The sequence below is a fragment of the Litoreibacter sp. GN1-5 genome, assembly GCF_055693805.1.
This window is the reverse complement of the sequence record NZ_JBVFUP010000001.1, coordinates 2148322-2170712: the sequence shown is the minus strand read 5'-3', so window position 1 is coordinate 2170712 and position 22391 is coordinate 2148322. Positions and strand designations below refer to the sequence as shown.

The 22391-nt window shown below is 52.0% G+C and carries 22 protein-coding genes; 11 read left to right on the top strand and 11 right to left on the bottom strand.

The window, feature by feature from the left end:
- Positions 1-105: 105 nt before the first annotated feature.
- The 3 genes from ACZ1HF_RS10855 (at position 106) to phbB (ending at position 3045) form a co-directional block, all read left to right on the top strand.
- On the top strand, positions 106-936 hold the full coding sequence (locus tag ACZ1HF_RS10855) for an EAL domain-containing protein (protein WP_472657512.1): 831 nt from the start codon (positions 106-108) through the stop codon (positions 934-936).
- Between the two features lie 171 nt (positions 937-1107).
- Positions 1108-2280, top strand: coding sequence for an acetyl-CoA C-acetyltransferase (locus ACZ1HF_RS10850; protein ID WP_472657511.1), 1173 nt, complete (start codon positions 1108-1110; stop codon positions 2278-2280).
- Positions 2281-2319: 39 nt separating this feature from the next.
- Entirely contained in the window at positions 2320-3045 is a 726-nt protein-coding gene (phbB, locus tag ACZ1HF_RS10845) for an acetoacetyl-CoA reductase (RefSeq protein ID WP_472657510.1), read from the top strand.
- 113 nt (positions 3046-3158) lie between these two features.
- On the opposite strand, the gene ACZ1HF_RS10840 is transcribed toward phbB, so the two are convergent.
- From ACZ1HF_RS10840 to ACZ1HF_RS10830, 3 genes are all read right to left on the bottom strand, one after another.
- Entirely contained in the window at positions 3159-3323 is a 165-nt protein-coding gene (locus ACZ1HF_RS10840; RefSeq protein WP_472657509.1) for a YdcH family protein, read from the bottom strand.
- A gap of 95 nt (positions 3324-3418) precedes the next feature.
- The gene (locus ACZ1HF_RS10835) at positions 3419-4168 is read right to left on the bottom strand and encodes a tRNA1(Val) (adenine(37)-N6)-methyltransferase (RefSeq protein WP_472657508.1); all 750 of its coding nucleotides are present in this window, start codon (positions 4166-4168) and stop codon (positions 3419-3421) included.
- Positions 4169-4384 (bottom strand): putative signal transducing protein, encoded by a 216-nt coding sequence (locus ACZ1HF_RS10830; protein WP_472657507.1) that lies wholly within the window; start codon positions 4382-4384, stop codon positions 4169-4171.
- A 56-nt stretch (positions 4385-4440) separates the two neighbouring features.
- Here ACZ1HF_RS10830 and ACZ1HF_RS10825 point away from each other — a divergent pair, with 56 nt between their 5' ends.
- On the top strand, positions 4441-5442 hold the full coding sequence (locus tag ACZ1HF_RS10825; protein WP_472657506.1) for a polyprenyl synthetase family protein: 1002 nt from the start codon (positions 4441-4443) through the stop codon (positions 5440-5442).
- On the opposite strand, the gene ACZ1HF_RS10820 is transcribed toward ACZ1HF_RS10825, so the two are convergent.
- The 4 genes from ACZ1HF_RS10820 to ACZ1HF_RS10805 form a co-directional block, all read right to left on the bottom strand.
- Entirely contained in the window at positions 5418-6314 is an 897-nt protein-coding gene (locus tag ACZ1HF_RS10820; protein WP_472657505.1) for a 4-(cytidine 5'-diphospho)-2-C-methyl-D-erythritol kinase, read from the bottom strand. The two genes, ACZ1HF_RS10825 and ACZ1HF_RS10820, sit on opposite strands and share 25 nt — an antisense overlap.
- A complete protein-coding gene (locus ACZ1HF_RS10815; RefSeq protein ID WP_472657504.1) occupies positions 6307-8022 on the bottom strand; it encodes a tetratricopeptide repeat protein in 1716 nt (571 codons plus the stop codon). Before ACZ1HF_RS10815 ends, ACZ1HF_RS10820 begins: the two co-directional genes overlap by 8 nt.
- Positions 8023-8120: 98 nt before the next feature.
- Positions 8121-9773: an electron transfer flavoprotein-ubiquinone oxidoreductase gene (locus ACZ1HF_RS10810; RefSeq protein WP_472657503.1), complete on the bottom strand. Its 1653-nt coding sequence runs from the start codon at positions 9771-9773 to the stop codon at positions 8121-8123.
- A 65-nt stretch (positions 9774-9838) separates the two neighbouring features.
- A complete protein-coding gene (locus ACZ1HF_RS10805; RefSeq protein WP_472657502.1) occupies positions 9839-10804 on the bottom strand; it encodes a phosphatase PAP2 family protein in 966 nt (321 codons plus the stop codon).
- Positions 10805-10949: 145 nt separating this feature from the next.
- On the opposite strand from ACZ1HF_RS10805, the gene ACZ1HF_RS10800 reads away from it, so the two are divergent.
- From ACZ1HF_RS10800 to ACZ1HF_RS10790, 3 genes are read left to right on the top strand one after another with little or no spacing between them, the layout of a single operon-like run.
- Positions 10950-11267 carry a DUF2834 domain-containing protein gene (locus ACZ1HF_RS10800; protein ID WP_472659033.1) on the top strand — a complete coding sequence of 106 codons (318 nt, stop codon included), beginning with the start codon at positions 10950-10952 and terminating at the stop codon, positions 11265-11267.
- The gene (lysA, locus tag ACZ1HF_RS10795; protein ID WP_472657501.1) at positions 11267-12532 is read left to right on the top strand and encodes a diaminopimelate decarboxylase; all 1266 of its coding nucleotides are present in this window, start codon (positions 11267-11269) and stop codon (positions 12530-12532) included. Before ACZ1HF_RS10800 ends, lysA begins: the two co-directional genes overlap by 1 nt.
- Positions 12533-12562: 30 nt before the next feature.
- Complete coding sequence (locus ACZ1HF_RS10790) at positions 12563-15211, top strand: DUF4175 domain-containing protein (protein ID WP_472657500.1); 2649 nt, start codon at positions 12563-12565, stop codon at positions 15209-15211.
- A gap of 200 nt (positions 15212-15411) precedes the next feature.
- Here ACZ1HF_RS10790 and ACZ1HF_RS10785 read toward each other — a convergent pair whose 3' ends face one another.
- Together ACZ1HF_RS10785 and ACZ1HF_RS10780 are read right to left on the bottom strand one after the other, a co-directional pair.
- On the bottom strand, positions 15412-16050 hold the full coding sequence (locus ACZ1HF_RS10785; protein WP_472657499.1) for a hypothetical protein: 639 nt from the start codon (positions 16048-16050) through the stop codon (positions 15412-15414).
- Positions 16051-16373: 323 nt separating this feature from the next.
- On the bottom strand, positions 16374-17105 hold the full coding sequence (locus ACZ1HF_RS10780; RefSeq protein WP_472657498.1) for a zinc-ribbon domain-containing protein: 732 nt from the start codon (positions 17103-17105) through the stop codon (positions 16374-16376).
- A gap of 158 nt (positions 17106-17263) precedes the next feature.
- Here ACZ1HF_RS10780 and ACZ1HF_RS10775 point away from each other — a divergent pair, with 158 nt between their 5' ends.
- The 4 genes from ACZ1HF_RS10775 to ACZ1HF_RS10760 are packed head-to-tail and all read left to right on the top strand — an operon-like array spanning position 17264 to position 20208.
- Positions 17264-17941: a cell division ATP-binding protein FtsE gene (locus tag ACZ1HF_RS10775; RefSeq protein WP_472657497.1), complete on the top strand. Its 678-nt coding sequence runs from the start codon at positions 17264-17266 to the stop codon at positions 17939-17941.
- A complete protein-coding gene (locus ACZ1HF_RS10770; RefSeq protein WP_472657496.1) occupies positions 17938-18861 on the top strand; it encodes a cell division protein FtsX in 924 nt (307 codons plus the stop codon). Before ACZ1HF_RS10775 ends, ACZ1HF_RS10770 begins: the two co-directional genes overlap by 4 nt.
- A complete protein-coding gene (locus ACZ1HF_RS10765) occupies positions 18858-19598 on the top strand; it encodes a lysophospholipid acyltransferase family protein (protein WP_472657495.1) in 741 nt (246 codons plus the stop codon). Before ACZ1HF_RS10770 ends, ACZ1HF_RS10765 begins: the two co-directional genes overlap by 4 nt.
- A gap of 4 nt (positions 19599-19602) precedes the next feature.
- Positions 19603-20208, top strand: a complete 606-nt coding sequence (locus tag ACZ1HF_RS10760) for a pyridoxamine 5'-phosphate oxidase family protein (RefSeq protein ID WP_472657494.1) — start codon at positions 19603-19605, stop codon at positions 20206-20208.
- Between the two features lie 13 nt (positions 20209-20221).
- Here the strand turns inward: ACZ1HF_RS10760 and ACZ1HF_RS10755 are convergent, their stop codons facing one another.
- Positions 20222-21184: an acetyl-CoA carboxylase carboxyltransferase subunit alpha gene (locus ACZ1HF_RS10755; protein ID WP_472657493.1), complete on the bottom strand. Its 963-nt coding sequence runs from the start codon at positions 21182-21184 to the stop codon at positions 20222-20224.
- 70 nt (positions 21185-21254) lie between these two features.
- Complete coding sequence (locus ACZ1HF_RS10750; protein WP_472657492.1) at positions 21255-22211, bottom strand: L-malyl-CoA/beta-methylmalyl-CoA lyase; 957 nt, start codon at positions 22209-22211, stop codon at positions 21255-21257.
- Between the last annotated feature and the right edge of the window lie 180 nt (positions 22212-22391).

The following is a 22391-nucleotide window of genomic DNA, read 5'->3' as shown; positions in this document are numbered from 1 at the left end:
GATAGATAAGTCCTTCGCTCTCATTTAGCTAAAATTAGAACAAAAGTGGAATATTAATCTCTGTTTAGGATTAGCGCGGTTACAGATCAACCAGTGAAATGGAGAATGAGTAGATCGCGCATGAACTGGACTACAGCAGAGAGCCCGTTAACCGAAGCAGTCCGCCAGCGGGACAGCGCGACTTTGGACATGGTCCGCCATGCATTGCATAATGACAATGTCATGCTTGCCTACCAACCTGTCATGCAGGCGCGCCAATTCAATACACCCGCATTTTACGAAGGGCTGATCCGCGTTCTGGACCAGACCGGGCGTGTCATTCCTGCGCGCGATTTTATCGAGACGATTGAGCCAACACAGGAAGGGCGTAAGCTGGATTGCCTAGCTCTGTCATATGGTCTTGCCCAACTGGCGCGCCAACCGAATCTGCGCTTGTCTATAAATATGTCAGCACGCTCTATCGGGTATCCTGACTGGGAAGAAACATTGGCCCGCGGGCTTTATAAAAACCCAACAATCAGTGAACGGTTGATTTTGGAAATTACTGAAAGCTCAACCATGGACATGCCTGAACGGGTCATAGATTTCATGGCGCGATTGCAGATGAAGGGCATTTCTTTTGCCTTGGATGATTTCGGATCCGGCTATACGGCCTTTCGGTATTTCAAGGATTTCTTCTTTGATATTGTGAAGATTGATGGGGACTTCATTCGTAATATCCATGCTGATCCGGATAATCAGGTTCTGACTCAGGCGTTGGTGTCCATTGCGCAGCAGTTTGAGATGTTCACTGTCGCGGAATCGGTCGAGATAGAACGCGATGCAGAATATTTGATCGCGGCCGGTGTGGATTGCCTGCAAGGTTATCTGTTTGGTGCTCCCAGCCTGTCTGTCCCGACACAAACAACGGAACCGCAAGTCTTGAAACTGGCATAAACGTACCGCCCGGAGATTTGACCTGCGTCATAGCGCTTGTCCATTGGCTTTGGCATGTAAGAGGGCAAGTTACAATATCTTGACGACTCGGCCTTGCGGGTAGGGACGAAAGAATATTACGTTGCTCCAAGTTTACTGACCAACTGCCATTTTCCTTGGAAAGGACCAGACATGACCAATGTTGTAATTGCTTCAGCCGCTCGCACCCCAGTTGGCAGTTTTTTGGGTTCGTTTGCTAATACGCCTGCACATGATCTGGGTACTGCCGTTCTTGAGGCTGTGGTGGCGCGTGCTGGTATCGACAAGTCCGAAGTATCCGAGACAATACTCGGTCAGGTTCTTACGGCTGCCCAAGGGCAAAACCCCGCAAGACAAGCCCATATCAATGCGGGCTTACCGATTGAAAGCGCGGCCTGGGGCATCAACCAGGTTTGCGGATCGGGCCTGCGCGCGGTCGCTTTGGGCGCACAGCATATTCAACTTGGCGATGCAGCTATTGTGGCTGCGGGTGGTCAGGAGAATATGTCCATGTCACCCCATGCTGCAACTTTGCGCCAAGGTCAGAAAATGGGGGATATGCAGTATATCGATACGATGATTCGCGACGGTTTGTGGGATGCATTCAATGGTTACCACATGGGCCAGACCGCGGAAAACGTTGCCGAGAAATGGCAGATCAGTCGGGATATGCAGGATGAATTCGCGGTGAGTTCCCAAAACAAGGCCGAAGCCGCGCAGAAAGACGGGAAGTTCGCTGACGAAATCGCCGCCTACACCGTGAAGACTCGTAAAGGTGATGTCGTCGTTGAAAATGATGAATACATTCGCCATGGCGCAACAATGGACGCAATGCAAAAGCTGCGGCCTGCTTTTGTCAAAGATGGCTCTGTGACAGCTGCGAATGCGTCGGGCCTGAATGATGGCGCCGCCGCGACTTTGTTGATGAGCGCAGATGACGCGGAGAAGCGCGGGATTGAGCCACTGGCACGAATCGCTTCTTACGCGACGGCTGGGCTGGACCCGTCCGTTATGGGCGTTGGGCCAATATACGCATCGCGCAAAGCGCTTGAGAAAGCAGGCTGGAAGGTCGATGATCTTGATCTTGTCGAAGCGAATGAGGCATTCGCCGCTCAGGCCTGTGCCGTCAACAAAGACATGGGTTGGGACCCTTCCATTGTGAACGTGAATGGTGGCGCGATTGCGATCGGCCACCCAATTGGCGCCTCTGGGTGCCGCGTCCTAAATACGCTTCTGTTCGAGATGAAGCGACGTGATGCGAAAAAAGGCCTTGCCACGCTTTGTATCGGGGGTGGTATGGGTGTCGCGATATGCGTCGAACGCTAAAAACTTAATGAAATAAAATTACATCGGGAGGAGATAAATTTGGGACGTGTAGCACTGGTTACGGGTGGGTCGCGCGGCATAGGCGCGGCGATTTCGGCAGCCTTGAAAGAAGCGGGTTGCGCGGTCGCGGCAACATATGCTGGCAATGATGAAAAGGCGGCAGCTTTCACGGCTGAAACAGGTATCAAGACCTATAAATGGAATGTCGCGGATTATGACGCCTGCGTCGCAGGCATTAAGCAGGTCGCGACGGATCTGGGCCCGGTAGATATCCTTGTAAACAACGCTGGGATCACCCGCGATGCGCCATTTCACAAAATGACGCCTGATCAATGGAAAGAGGTGATGGATACCAATCTAAGTGGTGTCTTCAATATGACGCATCCGATCTGGCCCGGTATGCGTGATCGCAAATTTGGGCGCGTGATTACGATTAGTTCGATCAACGGTCAGAAAGGTCAGTTTGCGCAGGCAAACTATGCTGCTTCGAAAGCTGGCGATATCGGTTTCACAAAGGCCTTGGCACAAGAAGGTGCGCGCGCGGGTATCACTGTTAATGTGGTCGCGCCTGGTTACATAAACACAGAAATGATGAGTACGATCCCTGAGAAAGTAATGAACGAAGTCATTTTGCCGCAAATCCCCGTGGGCCGTCTGGGCGAGGCCTCCGAGATTGCGCGTTGCGTTGCGTTTCTGGCGTCAGATGATGCCGGGTTTATCACCGGTGCAACTCTGTCGGCAAATGGCGGTCAGTATCTGGCGTAATCTCTGCCGATTTAAACACATAAGGCCGGTCCATTTTGGCCCGGCCCTTTGTTATTGAGATATACACAACGGCAATGTGCCATTCGTTACCCCACGTCTTTCGAAGAAAAATGTCAGGTTGCAAGCCTGCTAATCTCTTCCTTGATACGAAGTTTCTTCTTCTTCAGTTCAACAATGGATAAATCATCCGTACTCGGGTTACGCTGCGCCTCTTCAACACGTTTGGACAATACTTCGTGCTTCCGTTTCAGCTCTGACAAGTGTGAACTGATGGACATGGGCATACCTCCGATGGTTGGTTTCAATACGTGTAGTCCACCATATCTGTTGGTCTGAGTCACGTATTTCAACGCGTAGGTACGCATGTTTTCTGTCAAAAATTTACTGTCGCACCGTCGCGTAGAATGCTCTGCAAAGTTTTGGAATAACTTTCGCCGTCCTTTTCATGACGCAAACCTTCATGAATTATCAATGGGTTACACAATCGAAATGGTCCTTTTGAGCCTTTCTGCGCCTGTAACAAAATGCGTTTGGCGTCTTTTCCGACACGCGCTTGTAATGGTTTAATACTGATCGTACCTGCCCTTGAATTTAGCGTTTCCAGAATATCAGGCAGCCGCTCAGTCATATGAATCAGTGTTAGCCAGCCTTTGGGCTTCAGGCGGCGTAGCGCGCAGGCAATCCAGTCTTCGATAGATGTTTCCTCGCGCAAAGCCAGGTCTCGGCCCGCATCATTGGACCGTGTCCCATGGCGGTAGTAGGGCGGGTTCATGATGACGTGGTCAAAACTTTGTGTTCTCAACGCGGTTGGCAAATCGGTTAGCTCAGCGCAGACGACACTGAACCTGATCCGGTTTTCTTTTGCGTTTCTCAGCGCCAACTCGGCATATGCTGGCTGCAATTCAATTCCTGTAAGATCGACAGTAACCCGGCTTGCTAAACACAGTGATGCAGTACCGGCACCGCAGCCAAGTTCCAGTACGCTTTCCCCTTGTTTTGCTGGGCAAGCGGCGGCCAGTAGCACCGGGTCGGTGGCAGCGCGGTAGCCGTCCAGGGGCTGCCAGATATGCAATTTACCGCCCAGAAACTTGTCGCAGCTCAACGCATTATCCGCGAAGCTCACTTAGCCCTCGATTGTGATGTCATTATCGCGCATTACTGCGCGTGCCATGAACAGGTCGCGCTCCGCAACCATCAGGCGCCGCGGCAATATACCCACCGACCCTTCTAGCACACTCATATGGACGTCCATTTCAAAGGTGTTTATGTTTTCACCTTGAAGAAGAGCTTGTGCAAATGCGATGATTGTCGGGTCGTTGCTGCGTAAAAGTTCTTTCATGATCCAGAGATAACGACACCTTCCGGTGTTTGTCGAGAGAATAGGCGGTCAATGTGATGAGCTTGGACGATCCATCTGCAAAACCCCATGATCGCCTGCAACTTGCCCTGAGCGATGATTTATCCGCAGTGAATTCGCTGATATCGGATCGTATGGCATCAGAACACGCTCCGCGCATTCCAGAAGTTACACGCCATTTGGTAGAAGCTGGTGGCAAGCGCGTGCGCCCTATGCTGACATTGGCTGCGGCGCGAATATGCGGATATGAGGGTCCGTATCATGTACATCTCGCCGCGACGGTCGAGTTCATTCATACGGCAACTCTGCTGCATGATGATGTGGTTGATGAAAGCGCCCAGCGGCGTGGCCGCCCCGCCGCAAATTTGTTGTGGGACAATAAATCCAGCGTTCTGGTTGGGGATTATCTGTTTGCCCGATCATTTCAGCTTATGACAGAAACTGGGCGTCTGGATGTCTTGCGGGTGTTGTCAGATGCTGCCGCAACGATTGCCGAAGGCGAAGTGTTGCAGCTTACCGCCGCGCAGGATCTCGGGACGAATGAGGACATTTATCTGCAAGTGGTTCGGGGGAAAACGGCTGCCTTGTTTTCCGCTGCAACTCAGGTTGGCGGGATGATCGCCGATGCCGATGAGCAGGTCGTAAACTCTCTGTTTGCCTATGGTGATGCACTGGGTGTCAGCTTTCAGATTGCCGATGATGTGTTGGATTACGCAGGTGTTGCGACTCAAACTGGCAAGAATATCGGTGATGATTTTCGCGAACGCAAACTGACGTTGCCGTTGATTAAAGCGGTCGCGAAAGCGGATGCGCAAGAGCGTGTTTTTTGGATGCGCGTGATCGAAAAAGGGGATCAACGCGACGGTGATTTGGAACACGCGCTTGCGTTGCTGGATAAGCATTATGCGTTGAGCGCAGCGCGGACCGATGCTTTGGAGTGGTCAGAAAGAGCAAAGCAGGCTTTGGCATCCGTCCCGGATCATCCAATAAGGGATATGTTGCGTGATTTGGCCGATTACGTTGTTGCGCGTCTCAACTGACCTGCCTTGGGCTGTGCCAATTCATCCTGTGAGCCCAGAATGCAGCTTCGGACCCACCAGTCCGGATGATTGTCTGCAATAGCTTTTGCAGCGGTGGCTGCGGCGCTCAGATCAGGAAATAACCCAAAACATGTCGCCCCTGACCCGGACATGCGGGCCAAAAGGCAATCCGTACTGCGCGAGATTTCTAACAAGACCTGATCAATAATGGGTGCGATCTTGCGCGCTGGTGGCTGCAGATCGTTTCGCTGTGTCGCTAGCCATGCAGCCACGTCGTGTATACCTGTAAAATGCGGCAAATGCGCTGGCATGGCGGGGTTCTCTTTTTTCGAAAGCTGCTTAAAAACAGCAGGTGTTGAGACAGGATAACGTGGGTTTACCAAAACACATGGCATTGATGGCATATTCTCTAGGGGCTTAAGAACTTCACCGGTCATCTGGGCGCGCAGGATTGTTGACAGCAGGCACATCGGGACATCGGCCCCCATGGTCTTCGCATATTCAAGAAGCTTTAACGTGCCTTGATGACCATGCCAGAACGTGTCCAGACCACGAAGGGCGGCTGCTGCATCTGCCGAACCTCCGCCAATGCCCGAGGAGATTGGCAGGTTCTTTTGTAAGGTAATAGCGGCGTGCCTGGACTGGCCAATCGTCTGTGCAGCCTTGAAAATAAGGTTATCTGCACCGGATGGTATATCTGCGGCTTCTGGCCCTTCGATCTTCAGAGAAAGCATCTCGCCTTCTGCGATCAATAGCCTGTCACCCACATCTGCGAAGGCCACCAGACTATCCAGCAGATGATACCCGTCATCACGCTGGCCGATAATATGCAGTGTCAGGTTGATTTTTGCAGGTGCAAAGACCTCAATCATTCGCAGTCTGAGTTTCCTCGGTATTGCTTTCGTTTTCCAGGACTTCATCAAGGCCGACATCCAGCTTAAGGCGAATTCGCTCTGCCTCCGCTTCAGCTGGTTCAAAAGATAACGCGCGCTTCCATTGGAATTCAGCTTCGCGGAAACGGCCAACCTTCCAGTAGACATCGCCTAAATGATCATTGACCACCGGATCAACAGGTAACAAGGAGACGGCTTTTTCCATAGGTTCGACCGCTTCCTCAAAGCGCCCAAGCCGGTAGAAAATCCAGCCAAGGCTGTCGGTGATATACCCGCTTTGCGGACGCTCTTCGACAGCGGTTTCGATCATGCCCAAGGCTTCTTCAAGCTTGATCTTTTGTTCAACCAGCGCATATCCTAGATAGTTCAGCACATCCGGCTGGTTTGGGGACAGCTCAAGCGCCTTGCGAAAGTCTTGCTCCATATCTGGATAGTTCTTCAGGCGCTCATAGACGATGCCCCGCGCGTAGAAGATACGCCAAGCCGAATTAGGTGTGTCGTCACCCTGAAGATCCAGCGCTTTGGTATAGGCACCAATTGCTGCATCGTCTTTATCCTCACGGCTCAACATATCGCCCAAGGCAGCATGAACCATGGGAATTTCGCTATGGCTTTTGCTCAGCGCGGTCAGAACTTCAATCGCGGCATCTTTACGATCATCGGAATACAGCGCATCTGCGCGCCCCATCTCGGCTATGAAATATGTCGGATGATCCGTTGGCACATTTGCATAGGCTGCGTTCGCCAGTTCGTACTGATCAAGGCTTTCCAGTGTTTCGGCAATTGTCAGAAGGGCAGGTGCGTGGTTTGGGCGCAGATGTTCGGCAAGGCGCGCATAGATCAATACATGTTCCGGTGCGGCGCGGCCATTCAGGATTGAGGACATGTTGTAGTATACTTCTGCGGCACCATCTTGTGCTGATGTAACGAAGTTGTACTCAACAGTATCACCAGCCTGCAAACGATCCAGGAGCGTTTCAAGCTCGGCGCTGAACCCGCCTTCCAAGACTTCTTGCAGCAGTTCAATTGCTGCACCGTGACGCTCAAGCTGAACCAGAACCTGTGCATGGGCTTCAATGCCACGGCTGCTTAGTGTCAATGGGCCGTAAGTTTCACCAGAAAAAATCTGTTCTGATGCTTCAAAATCGCCAACTACAGCAAGCGCCAGTGCTTGGTGATACCGCGCAAAACTGGCGAAGTCCTCGGTTTCCGCAACTGTCTCGAAGCTTGCAATTGCATCAGACATGCGGCCTTGGCCTAGAAACGACCATGCCCGAACCAGCCCATCTACAAGAGGTGCCAGCCCAGAGGTTTCAATCGTTTCTTCTGGGGAAAATTCGAAATCACCTTCGCCAATGGCTATGGTGTTCAGGACCACATTGATCAACTGATTTCGACCACCAGCCTGTTTGTGTTGCTGGGCAATGCGGGCTGCACCGTCCATGTCGCCTTTGCCAACAAAGGACACAAGCGCGTTTTCCATCAGAGAAATATTGCCCGGCTCACTTTTAAGGGCCTGATCGTAATATTTGGCAGCCATTTCGTAGTCTGACAGAAAGCTTGCTTGTCGCGCGGCCAAATAAGGGCCCGCAAGTCCAGACTCTGCCGCCACCGGCAGAGATATAAGGGCGGTAGATACACTTAATCCAAGCGTCATTAGAAGAGTTCGGGATAAACCAGATGTCATACGTAGATGCCCAATAATTTTTATAACCTCAAAGTAGTGTCTTCATAGATGTTGTCCATGCGCAGAACGGTCACAGGGCTGTCATTGCGTGATCCAAGTCACATGTTCGGATAGTTTGGCCCATCGCCGCCTTGCGGTGTTGTCCAGTCGATGTTCTGGCTGGGATCTTTGATATCGCAGGTTTTGCAATGTACGCAGTTCTGAAAGTTAATGACAAAGCGGGTTTTTTTACCTTCTTCCATCACAAACTCATACACACCCGCCGGGCAGTATCGTGCTGACGGGCCGGCATATTTTGGCAGGTTGACGTTAACGGGTACATCAGGGTCTTTCAGCTTAAGGTGCGCCGGTTGGCTTTCTTCATGGTTTGTCATGGAAAAGCTGACATTGGTTAAGCGATCAAATGACAGGGTCCCGTCGGGCTTGGGATAGTCGATTGGCTCGAAGTTTGAGGCTTCGCCAGTAGCGTCTGCGTCTGACTTGCCGTGCTTCAGCGTGCCCAGAGCGGAAAAGTTGAACAGATTGTTCGTCCACATATCGAACCCACCGACCGCCAGCGAGGCCGTCAGTCCATAATGTGACCAGAGCGGTTTAACATTCCGAACGCGTTTTAGGTCTTTTCCGATAGGGCCATTCCGCACCTCGGCATCATAGCTATCCAACATATCGCTGGATCGGTCGTCTTGGATGGCAGCATAGGCCGCTTCGGCAGCAGCCTTGCCAGATAGCATGGCGTTATGATTGCCTTTGATGCGCGGAACATTGACCATGCCTGCCGAACAGCCAAGCAATGCCCCACCCGGAAAGACGGTTTTGGGCAAGGATTGCCACCCACCCTCTGTGATCGCGCGCGCGCCGTAAGCAATGCGCTTGCCGCCTTTCAGCAGCTCGGCCACCATAGGGTGATGTTTGAAGCGCTGGAATTCCATATAGGGAAAAAGGTGCGGGTTTTGGTAGTTCAGATGTACGACGAAGCCGACATAAACTTGATTGTTGTCCAAATGGTATATGAATGATCCGCCGCCAGCATTCTTGCCCAAGGGCCAGCCCATAGTGTGTGTGACGGTGCCTTCACGGTGTTTTTCCGGGTCGATTTCCCAGATTTCCTTCATTCCAAGGCCATATTTCTGAGGCTGCGCGTCCTTGGCCAAGTCGAATTTTTCGATGACTTTCTTGGACAATGAACCGCGGACACCTTCCCCTAGTAGAACGTATTTACCGTGCAGCTCCATCCCTGGTTCGTAGCCTTCTGACGGGGTGCCATCTGGCTTTAGCCCGAACTCACCTGCGATAACACCTTTGACCGCACCGTCCTCGCCATAAACAATGTCCGAGCAGGCCATGCCAGGGAAAACCTCGACACCCATTTCTTCGGCTTTTTCCGCCATCCATCGGCAGACATTGCCCATCGAGACAATGTAATTGCCATGGTTGTTCATAAGCGGCGGCATGACGAAATTCGGAATCTTCAACTGCCCGGCTTCGCCTAGCATGTAGAAGTTATCTTGTTTGACAGGCACCGTGATGGGCGCGCCCATATCACGCCAGTTTGGCAGTAAAGCATCAAGGCCAGATGGATCAAGTACCGCACCGGACAGGATATGCGCCCCAACCTCGGATCCTTTCTCAAGCACCACGACATTCAAATCAGCATTCAGCTGCTTGAGGCGGATTGCTGCGCTCAGACCAGCTGGTCCAGCTCCAACAATCACAACATCATACTCCATGCTTTCGCGTGTCGTTTCGGTCATTGATGGATGTCCTCTTTTGAATTTAGCACGCAGATACGGCCGCAGTTATAGTGTTTATCTTTCAATCAGGCAGTATTGTAAGAGGCAAATGCGACGTTGCGTCGCCATAGAACAACCCATAGACCGACAATGAACAGGATCGAGAAGTAACTATCCAGCGCATAATGGAAGCCGGTGTGAACCGAGCAGAATAGGATTGCCGTAACATAAGCAAGCGCAATAGGTGAGAGCCATCGCCATCGTTCAGCAATATAGAGTGATACAACGGTCGACATCCCAACATGGACACTTGGGAATGCTGATATGCCAGAACCGATACCAATCTGTCCGCTGCTATAAGTATCCCATAGTCTAGCTTGTATTTCGCCCACCAGCGACTGGGCTATCCCAACATCTGACAATGACACAATGAGTGACGCAAAGCGGTCTCCACCAAGCAGTTGATCATAGTAAATAGGTCCGGCAGAGCTTCCTGCAATTGCAAGGATGTTCCCAAGGCCCAACAGAACTGTCACGAACAGAATGATAAAGCGCTTTGAGCGCTGCGCGTCGCCATCCGTTATAGCAATGAATACTGGTAAGAACAGAGATGGAATGCCCCAGATATGAAAGTACAAATAGCTCACCCAAGCAGGATCAAGGTTTGGCGCGGCCTGGTGCGCTAGGATGTACGGGTCGATGCCGCCATGAAGCCATTTATCAAGACCTGCGAAAAATGGATCAGCATAGAATGGAACGATCAAAGAAATGATTGATTTGATAAGGGAAAAAGAAACCGTGCTTATGATCACGGCCATGCTTGCAGCAAGGGTTGCTATCAGCCTTTCTTTTATGTCTTCGCGACCAACGACGAAAAATAATATGACCAAACCAATAACGATGTAGTGGAGAAATTTGAAGAACTCTTCCAAAAATATCAATGAGAGCGCTAAAGCACTTTTGATCATAAAAAGTGAATCGTCAGTAAAGGCAACGATTAAGCCAACCGCTAGTAAAAAGTATAGCGCAGAGAATGCTAAAAATGCTCTCATTTGATTGAAGGTTTAACCCAATAACGACCGTTCGTTTCCAGATACTTAACAATCGTGGCCAAAATTTGACTCGGGCGAGGCTGATGGTTTTCCGTTCGCCGATTTCGTTCTAAGTCTTGCAATATTTGGATAAAAAGGGCTCATGATGTCTGTCTTGCGGCTTCTATACCTCGCTCTCGCCATCTGGGGCACGGTCCACCCGATGAGCTGGTTCATCGCGTGGTTCAACGAAAACGGATATGATCTTGGCTTGATGGTCGAGGCCTGGCATGCGAATGCCGCATCCAGCGGGCTGGTTTGGGACCTCACGATTGCAGCCGTATCGCTTACGACCTGGGCAATCGTGGAAAGCTGGACGCGCAAAAACTGGCTTGGGCTGGTTGCGATTCCCGCAACCTTCTGTATCGGTGTCAGTTGCGGATTGCCGCTTTATCTTTTCTTGCGCACAAGGCCTCAGACCTGATGGATCACTTTCTGTATCGCAATGGACAGCTTCATGCTGAAGACGTTGCTGTTCAAGACATTGCTGCGACGGTTGGGACACCGTTTTATGTCTACTCGACTGCCACACTGACGCGTCATTTCAAGTTGTTTGACGACGCGTTGAAGGGGTTGGATCATCTTGTTTGCTATGCGATGAAGTCGAACTCCAATCAGGCAGTGATCAAGCTGTTATCTGATCTTGGTGCCGGAATGGATGTTGTGTCGGGGGGTGAGTATCTTCGGGCCAAGGCTGCAGGTGTGCCGGGAGATCGTATTGTTTTTTCGGGTGTTGGTAAGACCCACGAAGAAATGCGCATGGCCATTGAGGGCGGTATTAGGCAGTTCAACGTCGAATCTGAGCCTGAGATAAACGTGCTAAGCGAGGTTGCAACTTCGTTAGGCGCAACGGCCCCTATTACGATCCGTGTGAACCCGGATGTTGATGCCAAAACCCATGAGAAAATAGCAACTGGCAAATCAGACAATAAGTTTGGCATCCCGATCAGCCGGGCCCGCGATGTTTACGCGCATGCGGCAAACCTGCCGGGGCTAGAGGTGGTCGGGATCGATGTGCATATCGGCAGCCAGCTCACTCAACTGGAACCCTTTGAGCTGGCTTACCGAAAAGTGGCGGAGCTGACTGAAACCCTTCGTGCAGACGGGCATATGATCAAACGGCTTGATCTAGGCGGCGGGCTCGGCATTCCCTATGAGCGCTCGAATGAAGCACCACCATTGCCAACAGAATACGGTGATCTGATCAAACGCACTGTCGGCCATTTGGGATGCGAGGTTGAAATTGAGCCGGGTCGCCTGATTTCCGGCAATGCTGGGATCATGGTCAGCAAGGTGATTTATGTGAAATCTGGTGAGAATCGGAAATTCCTGATTCTTGATGCTGCGATGAATGATTTGATCCGACCGGCAATGTATGGCGCATATCATGATATTCTTCCCGTGGTGGAGCCTGAACCGGGCAGAGAACATGTGAAATATGACATTGTTGGACCAGTTTGCGAAAGCGGTGATACGTTTGCAAAACAACGGTTTATACCCCCTGTCGCGTCAGACGATTTGGTCGCGTTCAGATCGGCTGGAGCTTATGGTGCAGTCATGTCATCAGAGTACAATACCAGACCCCTGATTCCGGAAGTATTGGTCCATGACGATCAATTCGCTGTCATTCGGCCCCGTCCAACCTTTGACGAGATCATAAATCGCGATACTATACCTACATGGCTTTGACGCTATAGTGCGTAGGCTTAAGGAGCATCGATGCACGAAAGCGACCAAATCAAACCTCTGACCCTGCTTAAATGGCCTTTGCGCCTGACGTGGTTTGGGCTTTTTGCCGAACAGGTTGTTTGGGCATTTTGGCCGCTTTGGACGATATTATTGGTCATATGGTCTGTCGCAGCTTTTGATCTGCATAATACCCTGAGTGGTGAGCTTAGCTGGCTGGCGATTGCTAGCGCTTTAACAGGGTGTGTTGCGGCCTCGGTTTTTGCGTGGCGCAAATTCAGAATGCCATTAAAAGAAGATGCACTGGCACGGATGGACGCATCCTTGGCAGGCAGGCCCATTGCGGCCTCTTTGGATACACAGGCAATTGGCGTTAGTGACGCTGCATCGCAATCTGTCTGGTCTGCCCATGTCGCGCGGATGAAGGCGCGGTTGAAATCTGCCAAGCCCGTTTCGCCAAATCTTCGGATTTCAGATAGGGACCCTTACGCATTGCGATATGTGGCCCTGCTTTTCTTCGCCATGGCTTTAAGTTTCGGATCCATCTGGCGCCCAAATTCATTGGGTGATCTGACGCCGGGCTCAACCGCAGAGGCTGCTTTGGCTGGCCCAAGCTGGGAAATGTGGATTGAACCTCCTGCATATACCGGGCGTCCAAGCCTGTATCTCAATGAGGTCAAACAGACGGACTTGTCAGTCCCGGTAGATAGCGAAATAACAGTACGCTTTTACGGGCAGCCCGGTCGTCTGTCTCTTGTCGAAACGGTATCAGACGGGGCAGAGGTTTCCCCCGAAGAAACTGCATTCTCGCTGCCGATCAAGAAAAACGGTGAAATTCGCCTTGAAGGGGCGGACGATGAACACACTTGGCAAATTACAGCGACAAGCGATGCGGTGCCAGTTGTAGAGGTCGCGGGCGAGATTGAACGCAGCCCTGCCGGTGAGTTAAAATTACCGTTCACGGCTTCTGATGATTACGGCGTTCAAATGGGGAGCGCGGAAATTACACTCGACCTTGCAAAGGTTGAACGCCACTATGGCCTGGTAGCTGATCCAGAGGACCAAGCGCCAATTCTATTAGACCTGCCAATGCCGATTTCAGGTAATAGGGAAGAATTCACCGAAACCTTGATCGAAAACCTGTCCGAACATGTTTGGGCAGGTCTGCCTGTTGAATTTCGGATGACCGTTACTGATGGTTCTGATCAGGTCAGTGAGACAGAGGTTTTGTCTACAATCTTACCCGGCCGCCGATTTTTCCAGCCGATTGCCAAAGCCATTGTAGAGCAGCGCAGGGATTTGCTCTGGTCACGTGAGAATGCGGATCGTACCAGCCAAGTATTGCGCACGATCACCTATAAGCCAGAAGGATTCTTCAAGAACGAGCAGGCGTACTTGATGACACGTATGGCGCTGACGCGTCTGGATATCGGACGTGAGCTTGGTCTGTCAGAAGAAACGCGCGACGAAGTAGCAGAGATACTGTGGCGCGTTGCAATCATGTTAGAGGATGGGCGCCTGAGCGACGCGCTGGAGCGTTTGCGCGAAGCGCAGGAACGTCTATCTGAAGCTATGAAAGATGGCGCTTCTGACGAAGAAATTGCAGAGCTGATGCAAGAGCTTTCAGAGGCGATGCAACAATATATGCAGCAATTGGCGCAAGAAGGCTCGCCGCAGGACCAGCAACAGGCCCAAAATGATGAGACGATGGAAATCACCGGCGATCAGTTGCAGGAGATGCTCGATCGTATTCAGGAGCTGATGGAAGAAGGCCGCATGGATGAGGCCGAACAGCTACTCAGCGAGCTGATGGAAATGATGCAAAACATGCAGGTTGCCGAAGGTCAGCAAGGACAGAGTGGCCAAAATCCGGGTCAGCAAGCCATGGAAGGCCTACAAGACACGCTTCGCGAACAGCAAGGGCTGAGCGATAAGGCGTTCCGTGATCTTCAGGAACAGTATAACCCCGGTGCGCAGGCTGGCGAGAGCCAAGGCAACGAAGGTCGTAATGGCGGTCAGGGCCGCGGTCAGGATCATGAAGGTCAGGGCGGGCAGGGCCAGGCTGAACAAGGTCAAGAAGGCCAGCCACGTCCCAATGAAGAAGGACAACAAGGCGAAGGTAGCGGTGGCCAACAACAGGCACAACCAAATCAAGGTCAGGGTCAAGGCGAAGGCCAACAACCCGGATCGCTTGCAGATCGTCAGCAAGCTTTGCGAAATCAACTGAACCAGCAACGCCGCAATATACCCGGCGCTGGCACGCCCGAAGGTGACGCGGCCCGCGATGCGCTTGACCGTGCCGGGGAGGCGATGGACCGCGCTGAAAATGCGCTCCGAAACGACGAAACTGCCGAAGCGCTTGGCGCGCAGTCGGATGCCATGGAAGCTTTGCGCGAAGGAATGAGAAACCTTGGGGAAGCCTTGGCACAGGATCAACAACAGCAACCCGGTGGTCAACAAGGGCAGGGGCAACGTGGCCAATTCACTCCCGGCAGTCGTGACCCGCTTGGTCGTGATGCAGGATCAGACGGCAATATTGGATCAAATGAAGAAGTTTTGGGCGGTGAAGATGCGCGCAAACGCTCTCGCGAATTGATGGACGAGATCCGCAGGCGCTCTGGTGATCAGCAAAGACCTGAGCTGGAACGTGACTACCTCAGACGCCTTCTTGATAGGTTCTAAGCGGATTTAGGACGTCGCGAACCTTTGACTCGATGCGCGACATTTCTGAATAAATCCGTGCAGTCCCTTAGGCTAATGCGGCCCATTCATGAAGCATTTCTGACACAAGGTCAGAAATGCGGGGCTTAGTAAGCTTTCGCTAGGTTTGCGCCAATGTTCTCTCCAGAAACCCCCGAACACTCTCTTTAGATTCGTCTGGACTATCGATGACAAGTGGCGCTCGCTTCAATTACGCCTGCTACGGCCAGTGCCTTTGTGGAAATCTCCGGTTCCGCATCATCGGCGAAAGCCAAACTCTCCATTCTGGTGTACAGAGCTTTCGATATGTAAAAATCAAATACCGTTGTTTTATCAGGATAATCCCAAAATGCTGTGATCCAAACAGCCTCACGTCCCGGCACAACTCCATTGCACCAATCGTTCCAAAACCTCTGCGCCAAAATGATATCAGTAGTTGATAAAACCTGTTCCAGCAGGTCTTCCAGCGGCCATCCTGCAAGCCTGAACATGCAAATGGTGTCATCCAAATAGTTTTCCGTCTTACTCTCTATTTCGCGTTTAAGAAATTGGCGTTGAAATTTATCAAGAATTCGCCATTCGTCCGAGGTCCAATTGTTGCGGTTGCCTGTTTCGAAACGATTGAGACTGACTTCGAGAGCCACAGAGCTAACATCTTCTTTAACCGCGAGTATCTCCAGAATTCGAGGAAGTAGGTAACCCCATGTTGATTTCGCGACCCCCTTCGGATCGTAAGCCGCAAAATACCAGTCCTGTATGTAATGTAGTGGAAGCTCATCTATCCGTGGATTGAAAAAGTCCGCTTCGATATCTGCATCCATGCAACAACCTTCGCAGACCTCAATGCTCTTTGGCTTATAGCGCGCAAACACACGATATGCCTCCGCAATGATATTGAAGAATGGATGGTCCGTAGGGATCTTAGCCTTAAGTGGCTTCTGCTGTTTGCGAACCATGTATTTTTGAGTCCGAATATCAAGTATTTTATTATCCAACCCTTATGACGCAAGCAGACATTAACTACATTGCAGAAAGCCTGCTAGATGGGCTCACCTCGGACATTTTTCGCGATGCAGCGCGGCCAAGATCAGTTGATAACGTGAAGTCCAAAGTCATCTGACGTTCAACAAGCAGGTCGCATTCCTCAGCCGCTGAGTTGCCCGATCCACTCTGTTATTTTTACGACCGCATTTTGAGCGGCCCCATCAAGCCATATCCGGAACTTTTCAACCATAATCACATATCGTGCCAGAGGATCAGCCATAGATGGATATTGGTCGGCCAAAAATGGTGCGAAAATATACAAAAGCAGCGCAACTGTTGCGAGGATAAGCATTAATCCAAAGCCCAGTCGGAAACCACTGCGTTTTGAGCGGGTTTCAACGACAACCTCTTCTTCGTCTTCTTCCGTTACTTGAACAGGTGCAGTCGACAGAGTTGAATTGATTTCATCAATATCCGGCAATAACTGGCTTTTTCCAGAACTGTCTTCGCGCTGTGGTGCAGTCGTTAGCTCGGTATCTTCTTGCTCTTCTTCCCGTGCTTGCTGATCTTCTTCAATAGAGGCGCGAATGCGCGCTTCTGTATCGTCGTCTTCAGCAGCGGCGGTATCCGGTACAGATGGTTGTTCCGCATCCTCTTTTCGAGCCTGTGTCTCGCGCTCAACTTCTTCGTGAATGACGTTCAGCGCCTCCGGATCAACCGATGGCCGTTTGAAAACGGCACCTGTTACAGGGCTAGGGCCTTCTGCGGCATCTTCGTGGTCCTGAAACCACATCTTGCCACAGTTAGAGCACTGCACGTCTCGCCCTTCAACGGGGATGAGCGTGTCATCGACCTCGTACTCAGCATCACAGTTTGGACAGATCAGCCGCATATTTTTCCTACTTCACGCAATAAGACCTTGTTGCGCCACAATTCCTTTCACTTTCATAACCTGTGCTTTGGGTCAAATAAAGCGTTAGTGTCCTCAACGGATTGCAAGTGTTGCACGCAATGGCATAACTGTCGCAAAAGAAAACCGGAGCAGGCCCTTTGATTGAGCTGGAAAATGCCGCCTATAGTTATAATAGGGATGATCTGTTGCGCGATATGACCATTCGCTTGCAACCGGGGTCATTCCATTTTCTGGTCGGACCATCCGGTGCCGGAAAATCAACATTTCTCAAACTGTGCTATATGGAACTGAAAGCGACGACTGGATCGGTTCAGGTTTTTGGGAAAGATGTGCGGGATATGGACCGGGATCAGATTGCGCTTGCCCGTCGTCGCATCGGTGTGGTGCATCAGGATTGCCAGTTTTTGGATCATCTTCCCTTGATTGAAAATATTGCCCTGCCATTGACGGTTGCCGGACGCGATGTGACGTCCCAACGGGAAAATCTGGAAGAGCTTTTGAAATGGGTTGGCCTGTCGGATCGCAGGGATGCCACGCCACCAGAGCTGTCCGGCGGAGAGCGGCAACGCGCGGCTTTGGCCCGTGCTGTAATTATGGACCCTGATTTGATCCTTGCGGATGAACCGACAGGCAATGTTGATCAACAGATGTCCGAGCGCCTTCTGGCGCTGCTTGTTGAACTGAACCGTATGGGCAAAGCCATTCTGGTGGCGACCCACGACTTTGGTTTGATCAGAAGTACGAAGAGTCAGGTATCGACCAAAGCCCTTCGAATTAAGGACAATCAGTTACATTTAGCGGGGGCAGAATTATGAGTGTCGCCGCTCGGGCTAAAGCTTTTGCCGCAGTTGCGGCTGATTTGCTTACAGGTGACAAGCAGGCAGATCGGGTTGTGCCACCATCGGGCTATACGGCGAACCTGACGATCTTCACCGCCGCGGCTATGGCGTTTCTAGCAGTCTTTGCGATGGCGTTGTCGCTTGCAACAGACCGTTTGGCGGATCGTTGGGCGTCCGAGCTGGCACGAACGTCGACTGTCCGCATCTCGGCACCAGCCGAAGAGATTGAGGCGCAAACCCTTGCCGCGCAGGACGTCTTGCGCACCACTCCGGGGATCGCGACATCGCGGATTTTGGGCGACGAGGAACAGCGTCTGCTTCTTGAGCCATGGTTTGGCCCAGATTTGCCGGTCGAAAGCCTACCAATCCCGCGTCTGATCGAAGTGGTAGAGGACGAGGCAGGCTACGATACGGAAGGGTTGCGCCTGCGTCTTTCTGCCGAAGCACCGGGGGCAATCTTAGATGACCACACCCGTTGGCGCAGACCGCTTGTGACAGCCGCAAAACGCTTGCGCCTTCTGGGCTGGGTCGCAATCGGGGTGATCGCTTTATCAACCGCAGCGATGATCACATTAGCGGCCCGCGCTGCCTTGTCGGCCAATGCCCAAGTAATCCGTGTGACCAGATTGGTGGGCGCAAAGGATACCTATATAGCCCGCGCTTTTGTCCGCCGGTTTACCCTGCGGGCGCTGTCAGGTGCTGCGATTGGCGCTGTTCTAGGGATGGTTGCCATCGCCTTGCTTCCAGCGCCTGCAGAAGACGGGGCTTTTCTGACTGGGCTTGGGTTTCAGGGATGGCATTGGCTCTGGCCTCTGATCGTGCCACCGTTAGCAGCGGTTGTCGCTTTCCTTGCAACGCGGAGCGCCGCGTTGAAGACATTGAACGAGGTCACATGATGTTTGCTTACAGTCTGCAGTGGATACGATCCCTGTTATTCGGCCTGACGATTTATGTGGCTATCGTTTTATACGCTTTGTTCTATCTGCCGTGGACATTGATCAGTCCCATGGGGGCAGTGGCCGCGTGTCATGGGTATGCGCGTTTCGTGCGTTGGACAGCACGCTGGATGATCAATCTGGAAACAGAAGTGCGTGGCACGCCCCCAACAGGTGAGGTGCTGGTTGCAGCGAAACATCAGTCCTACCTCGATATTTTCATGATATTCAATTCCATTCCCCATGGGAAATTTATCATGAAGAAAGAGCTGCTCTATGCGCCAATATTTGGGCAATATGTCTATCGTCTGGGGTGTGTGCCGGTCGATCGTGGCAAACGGGGCAAAGCGATTGCAAAAATGCTGGAAGATGTAAAACGAGGTGCTCAGCTACCAGGACAATTGGTGATATATTCCCAAGGGACCCGTCTGGCACCGGGGGTTAAGGCACCTTACAAAGTTGGGACAGCAGCCCTTTATGAACAGATGGGTCAAGAATGCTTTCCCGTTGCGACCAATGCAGGCGTGTTTTGGCCACGACGCGGGATTTATCGCAAGCCGGGTACGGCGGTTGTCGAGTTTTTACCTCCAATCCCAGCTGGCTTGCCAAGAGAAGAGTTCCTTCAAAGGCTGGAACATGAGGTCGAAACCGCTTCTGACCGATTGCTTGATGAGGCTGGGTTCGTGAAAAAGGGCTAGGCATTTGGAATTTGTCGAAACCATAGAGCAACTTGAGAAGCTTTACGGTACACCGGGCGACGCATCTCTGGTCAAGGTCGCCACTCAGATGACACCGTTATACCGGCACTGGATTATGGCCTCAAAATTTTGTGTGCTTAGTACAGTTGGGCCGAATGGCACCGATGGCTCTCCCCGAGGTGATGATGGTCCGGTGGTCACTGAACTTGACCCTCAGACACTTGCGATGCCCGATTGGCGCGGTAACAATCGATTGGACAGTTTGCGCAACATCGTGGCTGACGGGCGCGTATCACTGATGTTTATGGTTCCCGGATCTAACAACGTGGTGCGCGTGAACGGTCAGGCAAAGATCAGTGTAGATGACGAAATGTTAGAGCAGTTTGTGCGTAAAGGCATACGACCCAGATCGGTCATTATTATCAAGATCGGTGAAATATACGCTCAATGTGCCCGAGCTTTGCTGCGTGCGGGCCTGTGGTCAGGCGATGACCAGAGCATCAATTTACCCTCCGTTGGGGATATCCTTAAGGAAATGACAGATGGCACTATTGATGGCGCAACCTACGATGCGAACTGGCCCGGACGTGCTGCCAAAACGATGTGGTGACGGGCTCAAAAGCCTAAGCCGCCAGCCCTTTTGATCCTAATCCAAGGTATTTCTGCCGGCGATCCATGATCAACCTGTCACCTTCCATGCCAGACAATTGCGTCAGCATCTTTTTAATCGCGGCCCGGACATTTTTGATAGTTTGTTCCTTGTCCCGTTGCGCACCACCCATAGGTTCAGGGATTATCTCGTCGCAAACACCTAGTTTGTTCAGGTCTTGCGCTGTCAGGCGCAAGGCTTCGGCGGCTTCGCGCATTTTCTCGGCGTCTTTCCAAAGGATTGAAGCGCATCCTTCCGGGCTGATCACCGAGTAGATCGAATGCTCCAACATGGCGACCTTGTTCGCCGTTGCGAATGCGACCGCCCCACCTGAACCACCTTCACCGATGATGACCGAAATCAGCGGCACGCCGATCTCAAGGCATTTCTGAGTGGATCTGGCAATCGCTTCCGATTGCCCGCGTTCTTCTGCACCCTTACCGGGATAGGCCCCGGGTGTGTCTACCAGTGTAATAACCGGCAGTTTGAAGCGGTGCGCAATATCCATCAGCCGGATCGCCTTGCGGTAGCCTTCGGGGCGGGCCATGCCAAAATTCCGCTCAATCCGCGTTTTGGTATCGGTGCCTTTTTCATGGCCGATCACCATGACGGGCGTATCATTGAAGCGGCCTAAACCGCCCATGACAGCATGATCGTCCGCAAAATTGCGATCCCCGGCCAGCGGTGTGTATTCAGTAAACAAAGCCTCGATATAGTCTTTGCAGTGGGGGCGGTCCGGATGCCGTGCGACCTGACATTTGCGCCAAGGGTCCAGATTCTTGTAGAGGCTTTGCAGAAGTTCTGATGCTTTGTTGTCCAGATCAGCGGCCTGCTTTTCGACATCCATCTCTTCGTTCTGACGGGCCATAGCGCGCAGTTCTTCTGCTTTGCCTTCGATTTCGGCCAATGGCTTTTCGAACTCAAGATAGTTGTTCATTGCATGCTCCGATCTTGTGACGTGCCACACTATATGGCCGCGCTGATTGCCAGATGCAACTCAACAGGTCTTAGGTATTTATCATCTCAAACTGCTGGACGATGACTTCGGCCTGTTTGATCGAGGCAATATCCACCAGTCGCCCCTTATAAACAGTGGCACCCTCGCCGTTTTTCTTGGCCTGTTCCATAGCAGCAAGGATTTCGCGTGCTTCCTGCACTTGCGTTTCAGAGGGGGTGAAGACCTCGTTTGCCAAAGCAATTTGCTTGGGGTGGATCGCCCACTTGCCGACCATGCCTAATGTCGCAGACCGACGCGCTTGTGCCCGGAACCCTTCGTCATCCGAGAAATCCCCGAATGGTCCGTCCACTGGTAAAACGCCATGGGTGCGGCAGGCAGCAACGATAGCTGTTTGTGCCCAATGCCATGGATCGGACCAGTGTTTTGCGCCATCCTGAAGCATATAATAGTTTTCCTGCGTCCCGCCGATGCCAGTGGTTTGCATTCCCATGGAGGCCGCGAAATCCGCAGCCCCAAGGCTCATCGCCTGCAATCGTGGAGAAGAAGCGGCGATGTCTTCCACATGGGCAATCCCGGCAGCGCTTTCGATGATAACCTCAAGACTAATCCGCTTTTGCCTGCCTTTAGCGGCCTCAACGGCTGTGACCAGTGCATCGACAGCGTAAATGTCAGCGGCATTGCCGACCTTGGGGATCATGATCTGATCAACCCGGTCACCTGCCTGTTCCAGAATATCAACCACATCGCGATACCAATAGGGTGTATCCAGCCCATTGATCCGGACTGACAGGTATTTATTGCCCCAATCGACATCGCCAATCGCTTCGATAATGTTCTTGCGTGCTTGCGGTTTGTCATCCGGCGCAACGGAGTCCTCTAGATCAAGGTTGATTACATCTGCGGCGGAGGCAGCCATTTTTTCAAACAAAGCCGTGCGGGAGCCGGGGCCGAACAACTGACAACGGTTTGGACGGGCAGGGGATGTGGGTTGCAGTCGGAAGCTCATGGCAGGTCTCGCAGCGTAAGGATATTTCGTAATCGGTCGCCCTGTTGTTAGGATATTACGTAAGGCACTGCAAGTGCTGCGCTGCGGCATAATGACAAAACGCATACAGCGTGTCAGGACCGATCAACAGGCGCTAGACTTGCGGATGCATTTAAGGCGAAGGAAGCGAGGATGTGGTTT

What these genes read in the sequence shown, in the direction of transcription:
- ACZ1HF_RS10855 (WP_472657512.1), top strand. Translation starts at nt 106, where the DNA reads ATGAGTAGATCGCGCATGAACTGGACTACAGCAGAGAGCCCGTTAACC.
- ACZ1HF_RS10850 (WP_472657511.1), top strand. Translation starts at nt 1,108, where the DNA reads ATGACCAATGTTGTAATTGCTTCAGCCGCTCGCACCCCAGTTGGCAGT.
- ACZ1HF_RS10840 (WP_472657509.1), bottom strand. Translation starts at nt 3,323, where the DNA reads ATGTCCATCAGTTCACACTTGTCAGAGCTGAAACGGAAGCACGAAGTA.
- ACZ1HF_RS10830 (WP_472657507.1), bottom strand. Translation starts at nt 4,384, where the DNA reads ATGAAAGAACTTTTACGCAGCAACGACCCGACAATCATCGCATTTGCA.
- ACZ1HF_RS10825 (WP_472657506.1), top strand. Translation starts at nt 4,441, where the DNA reads ATGAGCTTGGACGATCCATCTGCAAAACCCCATGATCGCCTGCAACTT.
- ACZ1HF_RS10820 (WP_472657505.1), bottom strand. Translation starts at nt 6,314, where the DNA reads ATGATTGAGGTCTTTGCACCTGCAAAAATCAACCTGACACTGCATATT.
- ACZ1HF_RS10815 (WP_472657504.1), bottom strand. Translation starts at nt 8,022, where the DNA reads ATGACATCTGGTTTATCCCGAACTCTTCTAATGACGCTTGGATTAAGT.
- ACZ1HF_RS10810 (WP_472657503.1), bottom strand. Translation starts at nt 9,773, where the DNA reads ATGACCGAAACGACACGCGAAAGCATGGAGTATGATGTTGTGATTGTT.
- ACZ1HF_RS10805 (WP_472657502.1), bottom strand. Translation starts at nt 10,804, where the DNA reads ATGAGAGCATTTTTAGCATTCTCTGCGCTATACTTTTTACTAGCGGTT.
- ACZ1HF_RS10800 (WP_472659033.1), top strand. Translation starts at nt 10,950, where the DNA reads ATGTCTGTCTTGCGGCTTCTATACCTCGCTCTCGCCATCTGGGGCACG.
- lysA (WP_472657501.1), top strand. Translation starts at nt 11,267, where the DNA reads ATGGATCACTTTCTGTATCGCAATGGACAGCTTCATGCTGAAGACGTT.
- ACZ1HF_RS10790 (WP_472657500.1), top strand. Translation starts at nt 12,563, where the DNA reads ATGCACGAAAGCGACCAAATCAAACCTCTGACCCTGCTTAAATGGCCT.
- ACZ1HF_RS10785 (WP_472657499.1), bottom strand. Translation starts at nt 16,050, where the DNA reads ATGGATGCAGATATCGAAGCGGACTTTTTCAATCCACGGATAGATGAG.
- ACZ1HF_RS10780 (WP_472657498.1), bottom strand. Translation starts at nt 17,105, where the DNA reads ATGCGGCTGATCTGTCCAAACTGTGATGCTGAGTACGAGGTCGATGAC.
- ACZ1HF_RS10770 (WP_472657496.1), top strand. Translation starts at nt 17,938, where the DNA reads ATGAGTGTCGCCGCTCGGGCTAAAGCTTTTGCCGCAGTTGCGGCTGAT.
- ACZ1HF_RS10765 (WP_472657495.1), top strand. Translation starts at nt 18,858, where the DNA reads ATGATGTTTGCTTACAGTCTGCAGTGGATACGATCCCTGTTATTCGGC.
- ACZ1HF_RS10755 (WP_472657493.1), bottom strand. Translation starts at nt 21,184, where the DNA reads ATGAACAACTATCTTGAGTTCGAAAAGCCATTGGCCGAAATCGAAGGC.
- ACZ1HF_RS10750 (WP_472657492.1), bottom strand. Translation starts at nt 22,211, where the DNA reads ATGAGCTTCCGACTGCAACCCACATCCCCTGCCCGTCCAAACCGTTGT.